The organism is Kitasatospora sp. NPDC022856, from assembly GCF_055561235.1.
On sequence record NZ_JBVHHE010000006.1, the window covers coordinates 37,480 to 57,489 of the forward strand.

General features: G+C 74.3%; 18 protein-coding genes. 12 read left to right on the plus strand and 6 right to left on the minus strand.

Translation table 11 applies throughout. The annotated features are described in order from the left end of the window. Positions 1-8 precede the first annotated feature (8 nt). Positions 9-971, plus strand: coding sequence for a CAF17-like 4Fe-4S cluster assembly/insertion protein YgfZ (gene ygfZ / locus ACZ34W_RS09110; RefSeq protein WP_329489108.1), 963 nt, complete (start codon positions 9-11; stop codon positions 969-971). Between the two features lie 25 nt (positions 972-996). On the opposite strand, the gene dtd is transcribed toward ygfZ, so the two are convergent. Further along, entirely contained in the window at positions 997-1,446 is a 450-nt protein-coding gene (gene dtd, locus ACZ34W_RS09115; RefSeq protein ID WP_329489109.1) for a D-aminoacyl-tRNA deacylase, read from the minus strand. A gap of 478 nt (positions 1,447-1,924) precedes the next feature. On the opposite strand from dtd, the gene ACZ34W_RS09120 reads away from it, so the two are divergent. The 3 genes from ACZ34W_RS09120 (at position 1,925) to ACZ34W_RS09130 (ending at position 3,941) form a co-directional block, all read left to right on the plus strand. After that, a complete protein-coding gene (locus ACZ34W_RS09120) occupies positions 1,925-2,545 on the plus strand; it encodes an RsiG family protein (protein ID WP_380385488.1) in 621 nt (206 codons plus the stop codon). Positions 2,546-2,621: 76 nt separating this feature from the next. Then, on the plus strand, positions 2,622-3,581 hold the full coding sequence (locus ACZ34W_RS09125; RefSeq protein WP_359835494.1) for an asparaginase: 960 nt from the start codon (positions 2,622-2,624) through the stop codon (positions 3,579-3,581). 144 nt (positions 3,582-3,725) lie between these two features. After that, positions 3,726-3,941 (plus strand): dodecin, encoded by a 216-nt coding sequence (locus ACZ34W_RS09130; protein WP_329489112.1) that lies wholly within the window; start codon positions 3,726-3,728, stop codon positions 3,939-3,941. Positions 3,942-4,041: 100 nt separating this feature from the next. On the opposite strand, the gene ACZ34W_RS09135 is transcribed toward ACZ34W_RS09130, so the two are convergent. The 3 genes from ACZ34W_RS09135 to ACZ34W_RS09145 are packed head-to-tail and all read right to left on the minus strand — an operon-like array spanning position 4,042 to position 6,955. After that, entirely contained in the window at positions 4,042-4,863 is an 822-nt protein-coding gene (locus tag ACZ34W_RS09135) for a heme ABC transporter ATP-binding protein (RefSeq protein WP_465602826.1), read from the minus strand. Further along, a complete protein-coding gene (locus ACZ34W_RS09140) occupies positions 4,860-5,927 on the minus strand; it encodes a FecCD family ABC transporter permease (protein WP_465602828.1) in 1,068 nt (355 codons plus the stop codon). The genes ACZ34W_RS09135 and ACZ34W_RS09140 overlap by 4 nt, the downstream gene beginning before the upstream one ends. Next, the gene (locus ACZ34W_RS09145; RefSeq protein ID WP_465602830.1) at positions 5,924-6,955 is read right to left on the minus strand and encodes a heme/hemin ABC transporter substrate-binding protein; all 1,032 of its coding nucleotides are present in this window, start codon (positions 6,953-6,955) and stop codon (positions 5,924-5,926) included. The genes ACZ34W_RS09140 and ACZ34W_RS09145 overlap by 4 nt, the downstream gene beginning before the upstream one ends. Before the next feature lie 156 nt (positions 6,956-7,111). On the opposite strand from ACZ34W_RS09145, the gene ACZ34W_RS09150 reads away from it, so the two are divergent. Continuing rightward, positions 7,112-8,626 (plus strand): HtaA domain-containing protein, encoded by a 1,515-nt coding sequence (locus ACZ34W_RS09150; protein ID WP_465602832.1) that lies wholly within the window; start codon positions 7,112-7,114, stop codon positions 8,624-8,626. Positions 8,627-8,666: 40 nt separating this feature from the next. Next, a complete protein-coding gene (locus tag ACZ34W_RS09155) occupies positions 8,667-10,334 on the plus strand; it encodes an HtaA domain-containing protein (protein ID WP_465602834.1) in 1,668 nt (555 codons plus the stop codon). Between the two features lie 115 nt (positions 10,335-10,449). On the opposite strand, the gene ACZ34W_RS09160 is transcribed toward ACZ34W_RS09155, so the two are convergent. Both ACZ34W_RS09160 and ACZ34W_RS09165 read right to left on the minus strand, forming a co-directional pair. Then, positions 10,450-11,121 (minus strand): biliverdin-producing heme oxygenase, encoded by a 672-nt coding sequence (locus tag ACZ34W_RS09160; RefSeq protein WP_465602836.1) that lies wholly within the window; start codon positions 11,119-11,121, stop codon positions 10,450-10,452. A gap of 224 nt (positions 11,122-11,345) precedes the next feature. Then, positions 11,346-11,837, minus strand: coding sequence for an inorganic diphosphatase (locus ACZ34W_RS09165; RefSeq protein ID WP_329492202.1), 492 nt, complete (start codon positions 11,835-11,837; stop codon positions 11,346-11,348). 76 nt (positions 11,838-11,913) lie between these two features. On the opposite strand from ACZ34W_RS09165, the gene dacB reads away from it, so the two are divergent. From dacB to folE, 6 genes are all read left to right on the plus strand, one after another. Further along, the gene (gene dacB, locus ACZ34W_RS09170; protein WP_465602838.1) at positions 11,914-13,572 is read left to right on the plus strand and encodes a D-alanyl-D-alanine carboxypeptidase/D-alanyl-D-alanine endopeptidase; all 1,659 of its coding nucleotides are present in this window, start codon (positions 11,914-11,916) and stop codon (positions 13,570-13,572) included. A gap of 161 nt (positions 13,573-13,733) precedes the next feature. Beyond that, positions 13,734-14,909, plus strand: coding sequence for a zinc-dependent metalloprotease (locus ACZ34W_RS09175; RefSeq protein WP_329489120.1), 1,176 nt, complete (start codon positions 13,734-13,736; stop codon positions 14,907-14,909). A gap of 327 nt (positions 14,910-15,236) precedes the next feature. Beyond that, entirely contained in the window at positions 15,237-16,361 is a 1,125-nt protein-coding gene (tilS, locus tag ACZ34W_RS09180) for a tRNA lysidine(34) synthetase TilS (protein WP_329489121.1), read from the plus strand. Positions 16,362-16,432: 71 nt separating this feature from the next. Further along, positions 16,433-16,987 (plus strand): hypoxanthine phosphoribosyltransferase, encoded by a 555-nt coding sequence (gene hpt / locus ACZ34W_RS09185; RefSeq protein ID WP_030059589.1) that lies wholly within the window; start codon positions 16,433-16,435, stop codon positions 16,985-16,987. 231 nt (positions 16,988-17,218) lie between these two features. Further along, entirely contained in the window at positions 17,219-19,270 is a 2,052-nt protein-coding gene (gene ftsH, locus ACZ34W_RS09190; protein WP_329489122.1) for an ATP-dependent zinc metalloprotease FtsH, read from the plus strand. A 109-nt stretch (positions 19,271-19,379) separates the two neighbouring features. After that, positions 19,380-19,985 (plus strand): GTP cyclohydrolase I FolE, encoded by a 606-nt coding sequence (folE, locus tag ACZ34W_RS09195; RefSeq protein WP_329489123.1) that lies wholly within the window; start codon positions 19,380-19,382, stop codon positions 19,983-19,985. Positions 19,986-20,010: the final 25 nt, after the last annotated feature.

A 20,010-nucleotide genomic window follows, 5' to 3' on the forward strand; every position in this document is an offset into this window, starting at 1 on the left:
TGGCCGGTATGAAGAGCCCGCTGCTTGCGCTGCCCGGTGCCGTCCCCGCCGAGGGAACCGACGAGGGCGTGGCCGCCCACTACGGCGACATCTTCCGCGAGCAACGCAACCTCGCGCGGGGCAGCGGCTTCGTGGACCTCTCCCACCGCGGCGTGATCACCGTGACCGGCGACGACCGGCTGGCCTGGCTGCACCTGCTGCTCACCCAGCACGTCAGCGAGCTGCCCGTGCAGCAGGCCACCGAGGCGCTGGTGCTCTCCCCGAACGGACACGTCGAGCACGCCCTGTACCTGGTCGACGACGGCACCACCACCTGGGCGCACGTCGAGCCGGGAACGGCGCAGGCACTGCTCGGCTACCTGGAGAGCATGAAGTTCTTCTACCGGGTCGAGGTCGCCGACGCGACCGCCGACTACGCGGTGGTCCACCTGCCGGCCGGCTCCACCGCCGCGGCGGACGGCGCGGCGGCGGTCCGCGAGCTGGCCTACGGGCGGGACCTCTTCCTGCCGCGTGCCGAGCTGGCGGCGCTGACCGGGGGCTACGGCCCGGCGGCCGGGATCTGGGCGTACGAGGCGCTGCGGATCGAGGGCCACCGGCCGCGGCTCGGTTTCGAGACCGACCACCGGACCATCCCGCACGAGGTGGACTGGCTGACGACCGCCGTCCACCTGCAGAAGGGCTGCTACCGCGGCCAGGAGACGGTCGCCCGGGTGCACAACCTGGGCCGGCCGCCGCGCCGGCTGGTCTTCCTGCACCTGGACGGCACCGAGGAGACGCTGCCCCCGCACGGTACCGAGGTGCGGCTCGCCTCGGACCCGGACGGCCGGGCACTGGGCTTCGTGACGTCCTCGGCGCGCCACCACGAGCTGGGGCCGATCGCGCTGGCGATCGTCAAGCGGAACGTCCCGGTGGACGCGGTGCTGCTGGCCGGGACGGTGCCGGGGACGCAGGACGTGATCGTCCCGCAGTAGCCGGGCCGGTCGGGCCCCGGTCCGGTCAGACCTCGACCAGGACGGTGAACGGGCCGTCGTTCACCAGTGCGACCCGCATGTCCGCGCCGAAGCGGCCGGTCTCGACCTTGGCGCCCAGGGCGCGCAGTTGGGCGACCACCTCGTCCACCAGCGGCTCGGCGACCGGGCCGGGGGCGGCGGCGTTCCAGGTGGGGCGGCGGCCCTTGCGGGCGTCCCCGTAGAGGGTGAACTGGCTGATCACCAGGAGCGGCGCGCCCAGGTCCGAGCAGGACTGCTCGACCCCGTCGGCCCGGGCCTCGTCCGGCTCCAGCAGTCGTAGCGTCCAGAGCTTGCGGGCCAGTTGGGCCGCCTTGGCGGGGGTGTCCTCGTGGGTGACGCCGACCAGGACGCAGAGCCCCGGTCCCTCGATCGCGCCGACGGTCTCGCCGGCCACCGTCACCCTGGCCTCGGTCACTCGCTGCACCACTGCTCGCATGCGGCCATTGTGCCGGAGCGGGCGGCGCGTTCCGGCGGCCCCCTGAGGGGCGTGCGCAAGGCCCGTACGCGCCGGGTGGTGCGCGCCTGCGCGCCAGGGGATGCCGCTCTCGCTGCGAAAAGCCCCGGTCATATCAGCCACCCCCGTTCGCCAGGGGGCCGTTCGGGTGCACGGGCGGTGCACCGGCGGTGGGCGGGGTGGCACGCTGGGGCGGTACGAGGGTCCGGGGCGCCAGAGGTCCGCCGCGCCGGGTCCGTTCGGCCGGGTGGTCGAGTCGGTAGGTCAGGCGTTCTGGTGGTGTCGCCCCGTGGGGTGGCATCGGCGGGGGCGGGAACCTTTCGGGGGCGATCGCGCGTGCCATCGGACGGGTGTGCGCGGCGGGTACGCGCGACGGCCCGCCCGGGGGACGGGTCGGACCGGCGGCAGGCGACGGGGTGCCGCGAGCGGGCGGGATCGGACGACGGCAGGTGGTTGGTTGATGGACGCGAGCAGCACGGCACGGGGCCGGTCCGGGCAGACGCCCGAGGGGCCGGAGCCGGTGGGGGGCTCCTCCGGCCCGGCAGCGGGTACGGAGGGTGAGCCCGATCTGGGGCGGTTGGGCCTGGAGCAGCTGCGCACCCTGCGCCGGGAGACCCTGGAGCAGGAGGCGGACCTCTCCTATCTGCGGCGCCTGCTGCACGGTCGGATGGACATCCTGCGGGCCGAACTCGACCGCCGGCCGGGCGCGCTCCTGGTGGCGGCCGGGGGTGAGAGCCCGGCGGGCGGCGCGCTGTTGGACCGGCTGCCGGCCATCCTCACCGATGCCCCGTCGACGGTCCGCCGCTCCGCCCGGCACGTCACCCTGGGGCCGCCCCGCGGCCAGCAGTCCCAGCTGGAGGCGGACGCCCTGATGGGCGATGTCCAGCTGGCCGACCTGGCCGCGCACCCGCCCGAGGAGCTGCTGGCCGCGCTGGACCGGCTGCGCGCGCACGAGCGCGAGGTGTCCGGCCGGCGGCAGCTGCTGCTGCGGACGGCGGACGGCTGCAGTGCCGAGATCACCCGCAGGTACCGTGATGGGGAAGCGCGGGTCGACGACCTGCTCGCGGGCGGCCCGCTCTGACCGGGTGAGGTGTCCGGGGCGGGTGCGTGCGGTCCGGCTCGCCCCCGGCCCACCCTCACCCCGGAAGGCTTCCGCCATGTCCCACTCCGTCGCCCTGCCCGTGCTCGCCGAGGTCATACGCTCCGGCTTCACCGAGGGCCGGCACCACGGATCGCTGGTCCTGCTCGCCGCCGACGGCTCGGTGGACTTCGCGCTGGGCGACCCCGACGCCCCGGTCTTCCCGCGTTCGTGCGCCAAGCCGTTCCAGGCGGTGGCCACCCTGCGGGCGGGCCTGGCGATCGAGGGCGAGCTGCTGGCGCTGGCCGCCTCCAGCCACTCCGCGGAATCGTTTCACCTGGACGGCGTACGGCGGATCCTGGGTGACGCGGGGCTGGACGAGTCCGCCCTGCGGACCCCGGCCGACCTGCCGCTCGACGAGACCGAGGCCGAGCTGCACCTGCGGTCCGGCGGCGGGCGCGCACCGATCCTGATGGACTGCTCCGGCAAGCACGCCGGCTGGCTGGCCGCCTGCGTCGCCAACGACTGGCCGACCGAGAGCTACCTCGACCCGGCGCACCCCCTCCAGGTGCTGGCCCGCGAGGCCATGGCGGAGGCCACCGGCGAGCCGGCGGCGCACGCCGGGGTGGACGGCTGCGGCGCCCCGCTGCTGGCCGTCAGCCTGACCGGCCTGGCCCGCGGCTACCGGGCGCTGCTGGGGGCCGAGCCGGGGACGCCGCAGCGCCGGGTGGCCGACGCCATGCGCGCCCACCCCGAGTACGTGGCCGGCACCCGCCGGGCCGACACCTGGCTGATGCGGGCGGTGCCGGGCGCGCTGTCCAAGATGGGGGCCGAGGCCGTGCAGGCGGTGGCGCTGCCGGACGGCCGGGCTCTCGCCTTCAAGATCGATGACGGTGCCGAGCGGGCCCGCGGGCCGGTTCTGGCGGCCGCGCTGCGCCGGCTCGGGGTGACCACGGCGGACGGCACGGTGGAGCGGATCGCGGCCGCGCCGCTGCTCGGCGGTGGGGTGCCGGTGGGCGAGATCCGGGCGGCCTTCTAGGCCCGTGCCCGGGTTCCCCGGCACGGGGGCGGCGCCGCGCTCCCGAGGACGGGCCCCGGGCCCGCCCGGCGGGCGCCGGAGTGCGGACCGGCCGGTGGCGGTGCACGGTGGACGGGGGCCGTCGCACAGGTGAGGGAGTCCGTCATGAGCGAGCACGTCTACCGGGTGACCGAGATCGTCGGGTCTTCGACCGAGAGCATCGACGCCGCCATCCGCAACGGGGTGGAGCGGGCCTCCCGGACGCTGCGCAACCTCGACTGGTTCGAGGTGACGCAGGTCCGGGGGCACCTGGCGGAGGGCCGGATCCAGCACTACCAGGTCGGTCTGAAGGTCGGTTTCCGGCTCGACGACGACGCCTGACCGGGGCCCGGCGCGCGCCGGGCCCCGGTGCGCAGCGATCGGCCGTGTCCAGCGGTCGCCGGAGTTCGGCGCCCGCCCGTGCCCGGCGCCCGTCCCCTGCTCAGCGGTCGCGCTCGGGCAGGACCAGCGGGACGCCCGTGCGCGGGTGCGCCAGCACCTCCACCGGGTGCCCGTAGACCTCGCTGAGCAGCGGCGCGCGCAGCACCTCGGCCACCGGGCCGTCGGCGATCGTCGCACCGGCGGTCAGCAGCACCACCCGGTCCGCGTAGGCCGCCGCCAGCGACAGGTCGTGCAGCACGACGACCACACCGTCCCCGGCGGCGGCCCGCGCCCGGGCGACCCGCAGCACCAGCTCCTGGTGACGCAGGTCGAGGGCGGCGGTGGGCTCGTCGAGCAGCAGCAGCGCGGTCCGCTGGGCCAGCACCCGGGCCAGCGCCACCCGGGCCCGCTCGCCGCCGGAGAGCGCGGTGAACGGCCGCCCGGCGAAGGCGGTGGACTCGGTCGCGGCCATCGCCCCGGCGACCACCGCGTCGTCCTCGGCGGCGGCCGCCGTGCCGGCCCAGGGGGCCCGGCCCATCCGGACCACCTCGTCGGCGGGGAACGGGAAGGACAGGGCGGCCGACTGCGGCAGCAGCGCGCGGTGCCGGGCGAGTTCGGCCGGCCGGTAGCCGGCCAGCGGGCGGTCGAGCAGCCGGACGGTGCCGGCGGTCGGCGCGAGGTCGCCGGCCAGTACGGAGAGCAGGGTGGACTTGCCGGCGCCGTTCGGCCCGAGCAGGGCGACCACCTCGCCGGCCGTCACCCGGACGTCCGCGCCGGCCAGCAGCTCGCGCCCGCCGACCGTCAGCCGGACGCCCTCGGCGGCGAGCAGCTCGGTGCCCGGGGCGGGGCGTCCGGGTACCTCGGGCCGGGTCCGCAGCCTCAAGCCCAGCCTCCCTGCTTGGTCCTGGTGCGGCGCAGCAGCCAGAAGAAGAACGGGCTGCCGATCAGTGCGGTGAGCACGCCGAGCGGCAGTTCGGCGGGCTCGGCCAGGGTGCGGGCGGCGAGGTCGCCGACGACCAGGACGAGCGCACCGCCGAGGGCGGAGGCGGGCAGCAGGAACCGGTGGCCCGGTCCGGCCAGCATCCGCAGCAGGTGCGGGACGACCAGGCCGACGAAGCTGATGATGCCGCTGACCGCGACGGCGGCGGCGGTGAGCAGGGCGACCAGGGTGATCAGCACCAGGCGCATCCGCTCGACGTCCACGCCGAGGTGGCGGGCCGGCCGTTCGCCGAGCGCCAGCAGGTCCAACTGCCTTGCGTAGCGCGGGGCGAGGGCCAGGCCGACGAGTGCGAACGGCAGTACCGCCAGCGCCTTGCCCCAGGTGGCCTGGGAGAGCGAGCCGAGCTGCCAGAACGTCACCTGGCTGATCGCGGCGGAGTCGGCGGTGAAGAGGAAGAGGCCGATCAGCGCTCCGCAGAAGGCGTTCACCGCGACACCGGTGAGGATCAGCGTGACCACCTCGGTGCGGCCGCCGGAGCGGGACATCGCGTACACCGCGAAGACCGTCAGCAGGCCGGTGGCGAAGGCGAAGGCGGTGACGGTCCAGTTGCCGAAGGCGTCGAGGCCGAGCACGATGCAGCCGACCGCGCCCACTGCGCCGCCGGAGGAGACGCCGATCACGGCGGGCTCGGCCAGCGGGTTGCCGAACACGCCCTGCATCAACGCGCCCGCGCAGCCGAGCGAGCCGCCGACCAGCAGGGCGAGCACCACCCGGGGGAGGCGGACGTTCCAGAGCACCGACTCCGGGACGCGGTCGAGCGGCTGGCCGCCGAGGCCGAGCCGGTGGCCGAAGGAGGCGAGGATGTCGCCGAGCGGGATGCGGTAGGCGCCGATGCCGGCCGCGAGCAGGGCGCAGAGCACCAGGGCGGCGGCCAGACCGGCGGTGATCACGGCGGTGCGCCGGGGTCCGGGCAGTGCGAGGGCCTTCTTCCGTACGGCGGTGCTCACTTGGCGGCCGCCGGGTAGAGCTGGTCGGCGATCTCGCGGAGCACCTGCGGGGTGCGCGGGCCGTAGCTGAGCAGCTGGCCGTCCTCGATCGAGACGATCCGGCGGTCCAGCCCGGCCGGGGTCTGGGCGACGCCGGGCAGCTTCAGCAGGCCGTCGACGCCGCCGACCGACTCCAGGCCCTTGCTCATCACCAGGATCGCGTCGGGGGCGGCCTTGACCAGGGCCTCGCCGGTGAGCGGGGTGAAGTCGCCGGTGAGCCCGGCGCCCTGGCCGGCGTCCGCGCCGCCGACGGCCTCGATCAGCGAGCCGGCGCCGGAGTCCGGGCCGCCGAGGAGGAAGACGGAGGCGCTGCCGCGCAGGTAGAGGAAGGCGACCTTGGGGTGTCGGCCGGCGGTGGGCAGCGCGGCCTTCGCCTCGGTGATCCGCTGCTCGGTGCGCTCCTTGAGCTGCCGTCCGGCGTCCGGGACGCCGAGGCCGGCGGCGACGGTGTCGATCCGGGGGCCGACGTCGGCGAGCTTCTTGGCATCGTCGAGGACGATCAGCGGGACGCCCGCCGCGCGGATCTGCGCGATCGCCTCGGCCGGGCCGGTGGAGCGGTCGGCGAGGACGACGGTCGGGTGCAGCGAGAGCACGCCCTCGGCGGAGACGTCGTGCGCCTGGGTGATCACCGGGAGCGCGGCGGCCTGCTGGAAGGTGGTGGAGACGTCCCGGGCGACCACCCTGGGGCCGAGGCCGAGGCTGAACACGATCTCGGCGAGGCTCCCGTCGAGCGGGATGATCCGCTCGGCGCTGGTCACCGTGACCTGGCGGCCGTCGGCGGAGGCGGCGGTGACCGGGAGCCGGGGAGCGGGCGTCTCGGCCAGTGGCTCCACGGTGTCCGGGGCGCGGGTGGCGGCGGCCCGGCCGGCCGCTCCGGTGGCGCCGGCGCCCGATCCGCAGGCGGTCAGCCCGAGCAGCATGCCGAGGGCCACCAGCAGCAGGAGGGGGCCGCGGGCCACCCGGGGTCGGATCGTGCTGCTGCTCAACATGCGTCCCTTCGGTGGGAGTTGGCGTCGCCATCGGCGGCGGGCCGGGGAGATCGGCGGGACTCTTGACTCCATATATTAGGTTAGCCTTACCTGAGTTCCGCAAGGGGGTCGGCGCCGCGCCCACCCCTCCCCAGTCGTGCCGAGGAGTGATCCGCCGTGCCTCTGCCCAGACGGCTCCGTCGCCTGGCCGCCACCCTGGTGGCCACCCTCGCCGCCCTCCTGACGGTGGCGCTGCTGCCGGTCCAGGCCGGGGCGGCGGAGGGCAGGGTGTCCGGCGGCCGGCTGGACTGGGGGATCCGGCAGTCCTTCCTGACCTACGTCACCGGCCCGATCGCCAAGGGGAGTTGGGCGCTCACCGGGGGCGCCGCCACGGTCGGCGGGAGCACCTTCCGGTTCCACTCGGCCACCGGCGCGTACGACCCGGCCACCGGCGCGCTGAGCGCCGCGTTCTCCGGCGGGGTCCGGTTCACCGGGCACCAGGAGAACGGCGTCGACGCGCTCGACCTGAGCATCGGCCGGCTCACCTTCCGGGCCGCCGCCGGCGGTGGCGCCGGGCTGTACGCGGACGTCAGCAGCAAGTCCGAGGAGACCGGCCGGGTCAGCAGCGTGAGCCAGGCCAAGCTCGCCGACCTCTCGCTGGCCGGGGTCGACCTGCGCGGCGCCGCCGGCACCCTGACGCTCGGCAACGTGCCCGCGACGCTGACCGATGCCGGAGCGAAGGCCTTCGGCAACTTCTACACCGCCGGGACGGCGCTGGACCCGGTCAACCTCTCGGTCAACCTGCCGGCGGCCCAGCCGACCCCGGCGGCCCCGTCGCCGTCCGCGCCGGCCGCCGCCCCGACCGCCGACCGGCCGTCCGCGACGCCGGAACAGCCGACGGCCGCCCCGGCGTCGACGCCCCCGTCGGCGGCCGCCCCCGCGGCTCCGGCCCGGACGGAGTTCGCGAACGGCGCCCTCGACTGGGGGGTGCGCCGGACCTTCCGCGACTACGTCACCGGCGCGATCGCCCAGGGCCGCTGGGAGCTCGCCGGCGGCGCGGCCGACGGCGGCGCGTTCTTCCGCTGGACCCCGGCCAAGGGCGGGTACGACCCGGCGGCCGGCACCCTCACCGCCGCCTTCTCCGGCAGCGTCCGCTTCACCGGCGTGCGGAGCGGCGACGGCTACGGGCTCGACCTCACCCTCGCCAACCCGGGAGTGACGGTGGCCGGCGGTCGGGGCCGGCTGGTCGCGGACGTCTCCGGCCGTACGCCGGACGGCGGTTCGCAGGCGCTGACCGGGGTCGAGCTGGCCGCCTTCGATCCGGCCGGGCTCACGTCCGAGGCGGGCCTGCTGAAGGCCGCCGAACTCCCGCTCAAGCTCACCGAGGCGGGCGCCAAGGCCTTCGGCACGCTCTACCCGGCGGGTACCGAGATGGACCCGCTGAGCTTCGCCGTCGCCCTCGACCCGGCCGCCGCGCTCCCCCCGCTGCCCGACATCGGCAGCGCCCCGCCGGTCGCGCCGGGCCCCGCCGCCACCACCACGGCCTCCGCCGCCCCCGTCGCCGCGTCCTCCTCCTCGGGCGGCGTCCCGGCGGTGGCGGTGGCCGGCGGCGCCCTGGTGGTCGCACTGGGCGCGACCGCCGCGGTGCTCGCCCGGCGCCGGCGCCGGGCCACCCCCGCCGACGCGGCCTGACGTCGGTTCCCGTCCCCTGCCCACCGAACGGAGTCCCACCATGTCCCGCAGTTCCGCCATGCCCGCAGGCCGCCGCAACCGCACCCGGCTGGCCGCCCTCGCCGCCGCCACCGCGGGCCTCGGCCTGACCGCCTTCGGGGCTCCCGCCCTGGCCTTCGGCGCCGGCGGGCCCGGCAGCGTCACGTACGACACCGGCGCGCTGGACTGGGGGGTCAAGGCCAGCTTCCGCGGCTACGTCACCGGCCCGGTCGGCGGCGGCAGCGTGGAGCTGACCGGCGGCGCCACCACCAACGCCGACGGCAGCCTCCACTTCGGCCTGGCGAGCGCGTCCTACGACCTCACCACCCACGCGCTCACCTCGGCTTTCAGCGGCGGCGTCCGGTTCACCGCCCACCACGGCGCGCTGGACGTCGGTCTGAGCGACCTGAAGATCTTCACCTCGGGGACGACCGGCACGCTCACCGCCGACACCGCCTCCAAGGAGTCGATGGGTGCCACCGAGGTCACCCGCCGGGACGACGTGCCGCTGGTGACGTTCACGGTCGGCCGGGACACCACCACGGGCGTGCCGACGGCGGCCGCGCTCACCGAGCAGGGTGCCAAGGCGTTCGCCGGCTTCTACCAGGCCGGGGCCGCGATGGACCCGCTGGCGCTGCTGCTGAAGCAGAGCCCGGCCACGCCGTCGCCGACCGTCACGGCGACCGTCGCGCCCTCGGCCTCGCCGTCCGCCTCGCAGTCCCCGTCCGCCTCGGGGTCGCCGTCCGCGACCGGTTCGCCCTCCGCCACCCGGTCGCCGAGCGCCACCGGTTCGGCGTCGGCCTCGCAGTCCCCGAGCGCCTCGGGTTCGCCGTCCGTCCCGGGCTCGCCCTCCGCGAGCGGTTCGCCGTCCGTCTCGAAGTCGCCGAGCGCCCCGGGCTCGCCGTCGGCCACCGGCGCGCCGAACGGCGAACTCGCCATCGTGAACGCCACCCTGGACTGGTCGGTCAAGGAGAGCTTCCGCAAGTACCTGACGACGATGGCCAACGGCAAGGTGGAGTTCGGCGGCGGCGCCGCGGACTACCGCTTCGGCGGCGGCACCGGCAGCTACGACACCGCGACCCACACGGTGTCGGCCGGTTTCAACGGCTCGGTCCGCTTCCTCGGCCACCCGGAGGGCGGCGGCTACCAGCTGGACACCACCCTCGCCGGGTTCGGCCTGAAGATCGACAAGGACGGCGCCTACCTGACCGCCGACGTCAACGCGAAGTCCCGGGACGGGAAGGGCGACACCGCGCTCACCGGCGTCCGGATCGCCAGGCTGGACCTCTCCGGGGCGAGCTTCGCCCCGGTCAACGGCGTGGTGACGCTCTCCGGGGTGCCGGCCACGCTGACCGCCGAGGGCGTGCCCGCGTTCGGCAGCTACCCGGCCGGCGAGGCCCTCGACCCGGTCACCGTCGCGCTCGCCTTCGGCAAGGGTGCCCAGCTGCCCACCGGCCCGGCGGCCGGTGCCGGCACGGGTGCGGGGACGGGTACGGGGGCGGGCAGTGGCTCCGGCGGCGCCGCGGGGAGCGGCGTGGGCGCCTCGCTGAGCCCCGGTGGCGGCGCCTCGCTGGCCTCCACCGGGGCGGCCACCCCGGTGGTGCCGCTGCTGGCCACCGCGGCCGGTCTGCTGCTGCTCGGTGGCAGCGCCACGGTGCTGGCCCGCCGCCGGACCGCCGCGCAGGCCTGATCCGGCGCCCAGGAAGCACCGGGCCCCGGCGAGCAACCGCTCGCCGGGGCCCGGTGCTTCGCCGTCCGGTCGGGCGCGGGCGCACCGGTGCGGGGACGTTCCCGCGCGGCGGTGGTCAGGCGCTCAGCGGGTAACGCCCGTCCAGGTCGTGGAAGATCGCGCCGTTGAGCACGAAGGCGCGCTTGCACTCCTCGACCACCCGGCGGCGCTCGATGTCGTCCAGCGCGAGTCCGGCGGCGTCCAGCTTGGCCCGGTAGTCGCGCTTGAAGGCGGCCGGGTTGTCGACCTCCTCGAACACGTAGAAGCGCACGCCGTCGCCCTTGCGCTCGAATCCCCAGGTCTTCTCGGCGATGCCGCGGATGATCTGACCGCCCGACAGGTCGCCGAGGTAGCGGGTGTAGTGGTGCGCGATGTACCCGTCCGGCCACTCGGCCGCCAGCTCCTCCACCCGGGCCACGTACGCGGCGGTGGCGGGCAGCGGCGCCAGCCCCTCGCGCCAGCCGGGCCCGCGCAGGTGCTCCAGGTCGCGCTCGATGGCGGCGGTGCGCAGCAGGGCCCGGTCGATGAACGGTCCGGCCACCGGGTGGTCCGCCAGCTCGGCGGTCCGGCCCTCCAGGGCCCGGTAGACGTACCAGAGCTGGCCCGTGAGGTCGGCGTAGGCGTCGATGCCGAGCCGTCCGTCCAGCAGGCGGCTCATGAAGGACGACTGCTCCGCGGCCTCGTGCTCCTCGCTGCTGGCGGTGCGGAGCACGGTGGAGAACGGGACGGGCTGCTCGGGCGTGGGCATGCGGCCTCCAGGGATCGGAACGGGCTCCGACTTTTTGGTTAGCCTAACCTAAGTTGCCGTCATGCCGACAGAGTGTCGGCAAAGCCGGTCCGGGAGCGGCGCGGGAGCCTCCGGGCGCGGCCGGGAACGGCGAAGGCCGGGGTCGCGGACGAATCCGCGAACCCCGGCCTCCGACTGCCCCGACCTACCTCGAACCGCCCTGCGAACGAGATCGGTACGAGGGCTCAGTGACCGCCCTGCTCCGCAAGCCGCTTGATCGACGCGGTGACCTCGGCCTCGGCCTCGGCGCGGCCGACCCAGTTGGCGCCCTCGACGGACTTGCCGGGCTCCAGGTCCTTGTAGACCTCGAAGAAGTGCTGGATCTCCAGACGGTCGAACTCCGACACGTGGTGGATGTCCTGCAGGTGCTCCCAGCGGGGGTCGGTCGCCGGGACGCAGAGCAGCTTGTCGTCGCCGCCGGCCTCGTCCGTCATCTTGAACATGCCGATGACGCGGCACTTGATCAGGCAACCGGGGAAGGTCGGCTCCTCCAGGATGACCAGGGCGTCCAGGGGGTCGCCGTCGTCCGCCAGGGTGCCCTCGACATAGCCGTAGTCGGCCGGGTAGCGCGTCGAGGTGAACAGCATCCGGTCAAGACGAAGGCGACCGCTCTCGTGGTCGACCTCGTACTTGTTGCGCGAGCCCTTAGGGATTTCGATAAGGACGTCGAACTCCAACGGTTCCTCCAAGGTAGGGACTGACAGAATCCAAGTGTCTCCTACGGGAGCGGGTGCTCAGGAAAGGGGCCGGTCGGTGGGAGCAGTGGTCGGGGCGGGAGACCGCCGCAGGGGGACGGCCGCAGGGTTGTTCGGGGCGGCGCTACTGGTCGCCGGCACGGTGCTGGGCTCGGGCGGCGGCGCGTACGCCCAGCCCTCCCCTCCGGCCGGCGGGCACAGCGCGGGCCACGGCGAGGACGGGAAGAAGCACGACGGCGGAGACGGTGGCCGCGACGGCGACCGCGGGCACGACCGCGGCGGCGACCAGGGCCGGAACCGGGTGGGAGCGGCGGAGCCGACCGGCCCGACCGGGGCCGCCGGGCCGTCCACCACCCCGCCGCCCGGCACCCCGCCCGCCGGGCCCGCCGGTTCTCCCACGGGGACGTCCGCCACCCCGGCCGCCGGCCGCCCGGCCCCGGTCGCGGGGGCCGTCCTGGCCTCGGCCGAGGCCGGACCGGGCGCCGCGCTGCCGACCGCCCAGGGGCTCCAGCAGGCGCTCGCCGCCGCGCTCGCGGACCGCAACCTGGGCACCGTCAGCTTCGCCGTCGCGGACGCGGCGGACGGCCGGGTGCTCTACGGCTCGGGGGAGAACGCGCCCGCCACCCCGGCCTCCACCACCAAGCTGGCGACCACCGTCGCGGCGCTCTCGCTGATCCCGGGGGACACCCGGTTGGCCACCCGGGTCGTCAAGGGTGCGAACCCCGGCGAGATCACCCTCGTGGGTGGTGGTGACCCGACCCTCACCGCGCTGCCCGCCGACCAGGTGCAGATCGGCGGCGCGCCCGCCGACGCGGACACCGCCCCCGCCTCCCTGGAGGCCCTGGCCCGGCAGACCGCCGCCGCCCTCAAGGCCGCCGGCACCACCGCCGTCAAGCTGGACTACGACCTCTCGCTCTACGCGGGCAGCCCCCAGCACAAGAACTACGACGCTGCCAACATCGCGCTGGTCACCCCGCTGATGATCGACGAGGGCAAGGTCGACCCGAAGAGCCGTGAGGACGCGCCGGCCCGGGTGGCCGACCCGGCCGGCCAGGCCGCCGACGCCTTCGCCGCCCAGCTGAAGGCCCAGGGCATCACCGTGGACGGCAAGGCCAAGCCCGCCGCCGCCCCCGCGGCCGCCACCGCGCCGGTCCTCGGCCGGGTCGATTCGCCGACCGTCGCCCGGCTGGTCGAGCGCCTGCTCACCACCTCCGACAACACCCTCGCCGAAGCGATCGCCCGTCAGGCCGCGCTCGCCGCGCACCAGCCGGCCAGCTTCGAGGGCGCCGCCACCGCCGTCACCCAGGAGCTCGCCCGGCTCGGCGTGCCGATGACCGGGGTGGTGCTGGGTGACGGCAGCGGGCTGAGCACGGGCAACGCGATCCCGCCCGCCGTCCTCGTCCAACTGCTCGCGCTGGCCTCCTCGGAGCATCACCCGACGCTGCGTCCGGTGCTCACCGGCCTGCCGATCGCCGGATTCACCGGCACCCTCGGCAAGCGCTTCGGCGCCGGCTCCGGCGCGGCCGAGGCGGCCGGCCTGGTCCGGGCCAAGACCGGCAGCCTGAACGGCGTCAACACCCTGGCCGGCACGGTGGTGGACGCCGAAGGCCGGCTGCTCGCCTTCGCCGTGATGACGAAGACCACCGCGGCCGCCGACACCGCCCGCGCCGCGATGGACCGCGTCGTGGCCAGACTGGCGGCCTGCGGCTGCCACTGAGTCACCCGCGGCGACGCCGACCGGGGCCGATCCCCGTACACCGGCGGGGGGTTCGGCCCCGCACGGCCGCCGCCCGGAGTCCGGCCGTCCCGAGCACCCGTCCGGCAGGACGTGGGCTCCCGTGGCTCCCCCCGATGGGCCGGAGCACGTACGGTGAGGGCATGACGAGCGCGAGCGGCGGTGCTGACATGGTCGACTGGAATCTCGCGGTCGCAACCGCGACCAGGCTGGTACGGCCGGGGCCGGAGGTGAGCCGCGCGGAGGCGGCGGCCGTGGTCGCCGAACTGCGCAGGCACGCCCTGGAGGCGGAGGAGCACGTCCGGGCGTTCACGGGCATGCGCTCCAGCAGCCTCGGTGCGGCCACCGCGACCCCGGTGCTCATCGTGGACCGCCCCGGTTGGGTGCGGGCCAACGTCGCGGGCTTCCGGACGGTGGTCCAGCCCCTGGTGGAGAAGCTCCAGGCCCGCCGGAGCGGCAGCGCCGCGGCCGGGGTCCTCGGCGCGGTGGGGGAGAAGGCCACCGGCATCGAGGTCGGCGCCCTGCTGGCGTTCCTGGCGACCAAGGTGCTCGGCCAGTACGAGACCTTCGCCCCGGCCGAGCCCTCGCTGGAGGCGCCGGACAGCCCGGCCGCGCTCTTCGACAAGCCCCGGCTGGGCCCCGAGGGCCCCGGCCCGGGCCGGCTGCTGCTGGTGGCGCCGAACATCGTGCACGTCGAGCGGGAGCTGGACGTGAACCCGGCCGACTTCCGGCTCTGGGTCTGCCTGCACGAGGAGACCCACCGCACCCAGTTCACCGCGGTGCCGTGGCTGCGCGACCACATCCAGTCCGAGGTGCAGTCCTTCCTGGCCGAGACGGACGTCGACCCGGGGGCGCTGCTGGACCGGCTGCGGGACGCGGCGGGCACGCTCGGCGGTCTGCCCGGCCTCGGCGGGCGGGGCGAGAAAGCCGGATCGACCGGATTGCTGGAGATCGTCCAGTCGCCGTCCCAGCGCGAGATCCTCGGCCGTCTGACGGCCGTGATGTCGCTGCTGGAGGGCCATGCGGACGTGGTGATGGACGGCGTGGGCCCGGCCGTGGTGCCGAGCGTGGCCGAGATCCGGGAGAAGTTCCAGCAGCGCCGGGACCGCGGTGCCAACCGGCTCGACCTGGTGCTGCGCCGACTGCTCGGCATGGACGCCAAGCTCCGCCAGTACCAGGACGGCGCGGTCTTCGTGCGGGGCGTGGTGGAGCAGGTCGGGATGGACGGCTTCAACCGGGTCTGGACGTCCCCGAACACCCTGCCCACCAAGGACGAGATCCACGACCCCGCCGCCTGGGTGGCCCGCGTCGCGAGGTGACTCGCCCGCCGGAGCGTCCCTTCGGCCCGGGCGGCCGGGGGACTCGCTCCGGTCACTCTCCGTGCGCGCGCTCCGGGCGGGGCCGGAGGCGGTCGGCAGCGGTCAAAGCCGTTCGTACGAGTGGTCCAATCGTGCAGATGGCGGGTGAAGATACGTTTCTCCATTCACCCGTACGTGGGACGGTGGTCGTACCGGTGGCGCGGGTGGCGTAGCGGGTGCCTCCTTTCTGCCACCATCTGTGAGCGCCCGGTAACACGGCGCTCACAGATGCGCGGCCCCCGCCGCGCCCACCGCCGTCCTGTCCCCTCCGTCAAGGAGTCGTCCGCCGTGGGCCCACACCCCGCTGTCGCCGCGATACGCCTGGCCGTACGCCGCACGCTCACCGACCTCGCCGCCGAGGCCGGCACCACCTTCGCCGCACCCCGCGAGCCCCGCGAGCGCCCCAGCGGTGCGCCGCTGGTCGGCGCCGCCGTCGGGACCACCCTGATCGGCAACGCCCACCGCCACCCGTCCGGTCTGCCGCGCACCCCGGCCGCGCCCGGCTCGCCGCTGGTCCTGGTCGCCGTCAGCGGCGGCGCCGACTCGATGGCGCTGGCCATCGCGGCCGCCTTCGAGGCCCCCAAGCTGGGCCTGCGGGTCGGCGCCGTCACCGTCGACCACGGTCTCCAGAACGGCTCCGCCGACCGCGCCGCCCAGGTCGCCGAGCGGCTCCGCTCGCTCGGGCTCGACCCGGTCGAGGCCGTGCCGGTCCGGGTCGGCCGCGCCGGCGGCCCCGAGGCCGCCGCCCGGGACGCCCGCTACGCCGCCCTGGACGCCGCCGCCGAGCGTCACGGCGCCGTGGCCGTCCTGCTCGGCCACACCCGCGACGACCAGGCGGAGACGGTCCTGCTGGGCCTCGCCCGCGGCTCCGGTGCCCGCTCGCTGGCCGGCATGCCGGCCCAGAAGGGCCGCTACCGCCGCCCGCTGCTGGAGCTCGACCGGGCCGCCACCCGCCAGGCCTGTTCCGCCCAGGCGATCCCGGTCTGGGACGACCCGCACAACTGTGACCCCGCCTACACCCGCTCCCGGGTGCGGCACGAGGTCCTGCCGGTGCTGGAGAAGCACCTGGGCGGCGGCGTGGTCGAGGCGCTGGCCCGGACCGCCCGGCTGTTCCGCGACGACGCCGACGCGCTGGACCAGTGGGCCGCGCTCGCCGAGCGCGATCTCCGTACCGGCGAGGGCACCCTGGACGTCGGGAAGCTGGCCGAACTGCCGCCCGCGGTGCGCCGCCGGGTACTGCGCAGGGCCGCGCTGCGGGCGGGCTGCCCGGCCGGGGACCTCTTCGCGCGCCACCTCGAAACGATCGATCTGCTGGTCACCGGTTGGCGCGGCCAGGGGCCGTTGCACCTACCCGGGGGCGTCGAAGCCACCCGTAGGTGTGGCACGCTGGTCTTTCGGCGGCAGGGCGACTGACGGGCAGGCATGCTCCCGGGGCGCCGGGCCGCCGGCCATCCAGACCCCGAACGTTTGAGGACGTATCCCCGGTGGACCAGAACGACATGGGCGCTGACCTCGCGAAGGTGCTCATCAGCAAGGACGAGATCGACGCCAAGCTCCTGGAGCTGGCCGAGCGCATCGACCGGGACTACGCAGGCAAGGACCTGCTGATCGTCGGCGTCCTCAAGGGTGCCGTGATGGTGATGGCCGACCTCGCCCGGGCGCTGCACTCGCAGGTGACCATGGACTGGATGGCCGTCTCCTCGTACGGGATGGGCACCAAGTCCTCCGGTGTGGTGCGGATCCTCAAGGACCTCGACACCGACATCGCCGGCCGTGACGTCCTGATCGTCGAGGACATCATCGACTCCGGGCTGACGCTGTCCTGGCTGCTGGGCAACCTGGGCTCGCGCGGCCCGGCCTCGCTGGAGGTCTGCACGCTGCTGCGCAAGCCCGACGCGGCCAAGGTCGAGATCGACGTCAAGTACGTCGGGTTCGACATTCCCAACGAGTTCGTGGTCGGCTACGGGCTCGACTACGCGGAGAAGCTGCGCAACCTCCCCTTCATCGGCACCCTCGCCCCGCACGTCTACGGCGGCTGAGGGTTTCGGGGCCCGTTCGGGCTACGGACGGGAACAGTGGACCGTTCCCGCCCGTTGCATCGGGGGAAATAGAAGTAGGTCGTGTCGCTGTGCTCCCGCCACCGGCGGGTCGGACTGCGGTACGGTCCAATAAAACCGCTCTTCACATGAGCAGAACCGGATGCGCCGGCGGCCCAGGCCCCGCGGCGCCGTCGAGTGGCAGGAGGGACGGGGCGGCAACGCCCCGCATGGATGGACGTCAAGCGATACTTCCGTGCGCCGATCATGTGGATCGTGCTGGCCGTCCTCGCCGTCATCGTGCTGATGCAGGTCGTTTCTGACTCGAACGGCTACAAGACGGTGGACACCGGGCAGGTCGTCGCAGCGATCGACGCCAAGCAGGTCAAGTCGGCGCAGATCACCACTGGTGACTCGAACACGATCAAGATCCAACTGAAGGACGGCGCCACGCTGTCCAACGCCGGCACGGGCAAGACCCCGTCCGGCAGCAAGTTCCAGGCCTCGTACATCGGCGACCAGGGTGTCGCGCTCGCCGACAAGCTCCAGGCCCAGATCAACGACAACGACCAGAACTCGCTCTCCGAGGGCTACACCGTCAGCCCGGAGAAGCAGAGCACCTTCGTCAGCCTCCTGCTGTCGATGCTGCCCATCGTGATCATCGTTCTGGTCTTCCTGTTCCTGATGAACCAGATGCAGGGCGGCGGGTCCCGCGTCATGCAGTTCGGCAAGTCGAAGGCCAAGCTGCTCACCAAGGACACGCCGAAGACGACGTTCTCGGACGTCGCCGGTGCGGACGAGGCGGTGGAGGAGCTCCACGAGATCAAGGAGTTCCTGCAGGAGCCGGCCAAGTTCCAGGCGGTCGGCGCCAAGATCCCGAAGGGCGTGCTGCTCTACGGCCCGCCCGGTACCGGCAAGACCCTGCTGGCGCGTGCCGTCGCGGGCGAGGCCGGGGTCCCGTTCTACTCGATCTCCGGCTCGGACTTCGTGGAGATGTTCGTGGGTGTCGGCGCCAGCCGCGTCCGCGACCTCTTCGAGCAGGCCAAGGCGAACGCTCCGGCGATCGTCTTCGTCGACGAGATCGACGCCGTCGGCCGGCACCGCGGTGCGGGTCTCGGCGGCGGTCACGACGAGCGCGAGCAGACCCTCAACCAGCTGCTGGTCGAGATGGACGGCTTCGACGTCAAGGGCGGCGTGATCCTCATCGCGGCCACCAACCGCCCCGACATCCTGGACCCGGCGCTGCTGCGCCCGGGCCGCTTCGACCGGCAGATCGCGGTCGAGCGCCCCGACCTCCAGGGCCGTCTGGACATCCTCAAGGTGCACCAGAAGGGCAAGCCGGTCGCGCCGGACGTCGACCTCAAGGCCGTCGCCAAGCGCACCCCCGGCTTCACCGGTGCCGACCTGGCCAACGTCCTGAACGAGGCGGCGCTGCTGACCGCCCGCTCGGACAAGAAGCTGGTCGACAACTTCACGCTGGACGAGGCGATCGACCGCGTCGTGGCCGGACCGCAGAAGCGGACCCGGATCATGTCCGAGAAGGAGAAGAAGATCACCGCGTACCACGAGGGCGGTCACGCCCTGGTCGCGGCGGCTTCCCCCAACGCGGACCCGGTGCACAAGATCACCATCCTGTCCCGCGGCCGGGCGCTCGGCTACACCATGGTGCTGCCGGACGAGGACAAGTACTCCACCACCCGCAACGAGATGCTCGACCAGCTGGCGTACATGCTGGGCGGGCGCGCGGCGGAGGAGCTGGTCTTCCACGACCCGACCACCGGCGCCTCGAACGACATCGAGAAGGCCACCGCGACCGCGCGGGCCATGGTCACCCAGTACGGGATGACCGAGCGGCTCGGCGCGATCAAGTTCGGTTCGGACAACTCGGAGCCGTTCCTGGGCCGCGAGATGGGTCACCAGCGCGACTACTCGGAAGAGGTCGCCGGGCTGGTGGACGAAGAGGTGAAGAAGCTCATCGAGAACGCGCACAACGAGGCCTGGGAGATCCTGGTCGAGAACCGCGACGTGCTCGACAACCTGGTTCTGGAGCTCCTGGAGAAGGAGACCCTGAACAAGGAGCAGATCGCCGAGATCTTCGCCCCGATCGTCAAGCGCCCGGCCCGGCCGGCCTGGACGGGCTCGTCCCGTCGTACGCCGTCCACCCGGCCGCCGGTGCAGTCCCCGAAGGAGCTGGCGCTGACCAATGGCGCCGCCGCCGTCGAGGCCGCTCCGGTCGACGTGGTGAAGCTCCCGCCGCTGCCGGTGGAGCCGCCCGCCGAGGGCTGATCGCGCCAGCACAGGGACGGAATGGATGCCGCGCCACCAGGGTTTGTACTCTGGAGGCGCGGCATCCGTGCTGTTCAGCCAAGTCGTCCCCCTAGTTAGCGAGGCCCGCATGATCGACCCGGTGACGCTCGACGGTCCGTCCGCCGTCGGGACCTTCGACCAGAAGCGGGCCGAGAACGCCATCCGCGAGCTGCTCCTCGCGGTGGGCGAGGACCCGGACCGCGAGGGTCTGCTGGAGACCCCGGCCCGGGTCGCCAGGGCGTACAAGGAGATATTCGCGGGCCTCTGGCAGGAGCCGGAGGACGTCCTCACCACTACCTTCGACCTCGGCCACGACGAGATGGTGCTGGTCAAGGACATCGAGCTGACCTCGGTCTGCGAGCACCACCTGGTGCCTTTCCGGGGCGTCGCGCACGTCGGCTACATCCCGTCGGTCAACGGCAAGATCACCGGCCTGTCGAAGCTGGCCCGGCTGGTCGACGTCTACGCCCGCCGCCCGCAGGTGCAGGAGCGGCTCACCAGCCAGGTCGCGGACGCGCTGATGCGGATCCTCGAACCGCGCGGCGCGATCGTCGTGATCGAGTGCGAGCACATGTGCATGTCGATGCGCGGCATCCGCAAGCCCGGCGCCAAGACCATCACCTCCTGCGTGCGGGGCCAGCTGCGCGACCCGGCCACCCGGGCCGAGGCGATGAGCCTGATCATCGGTCGCTAGCGGCCCTGCGGCCCCGTCGGCAACC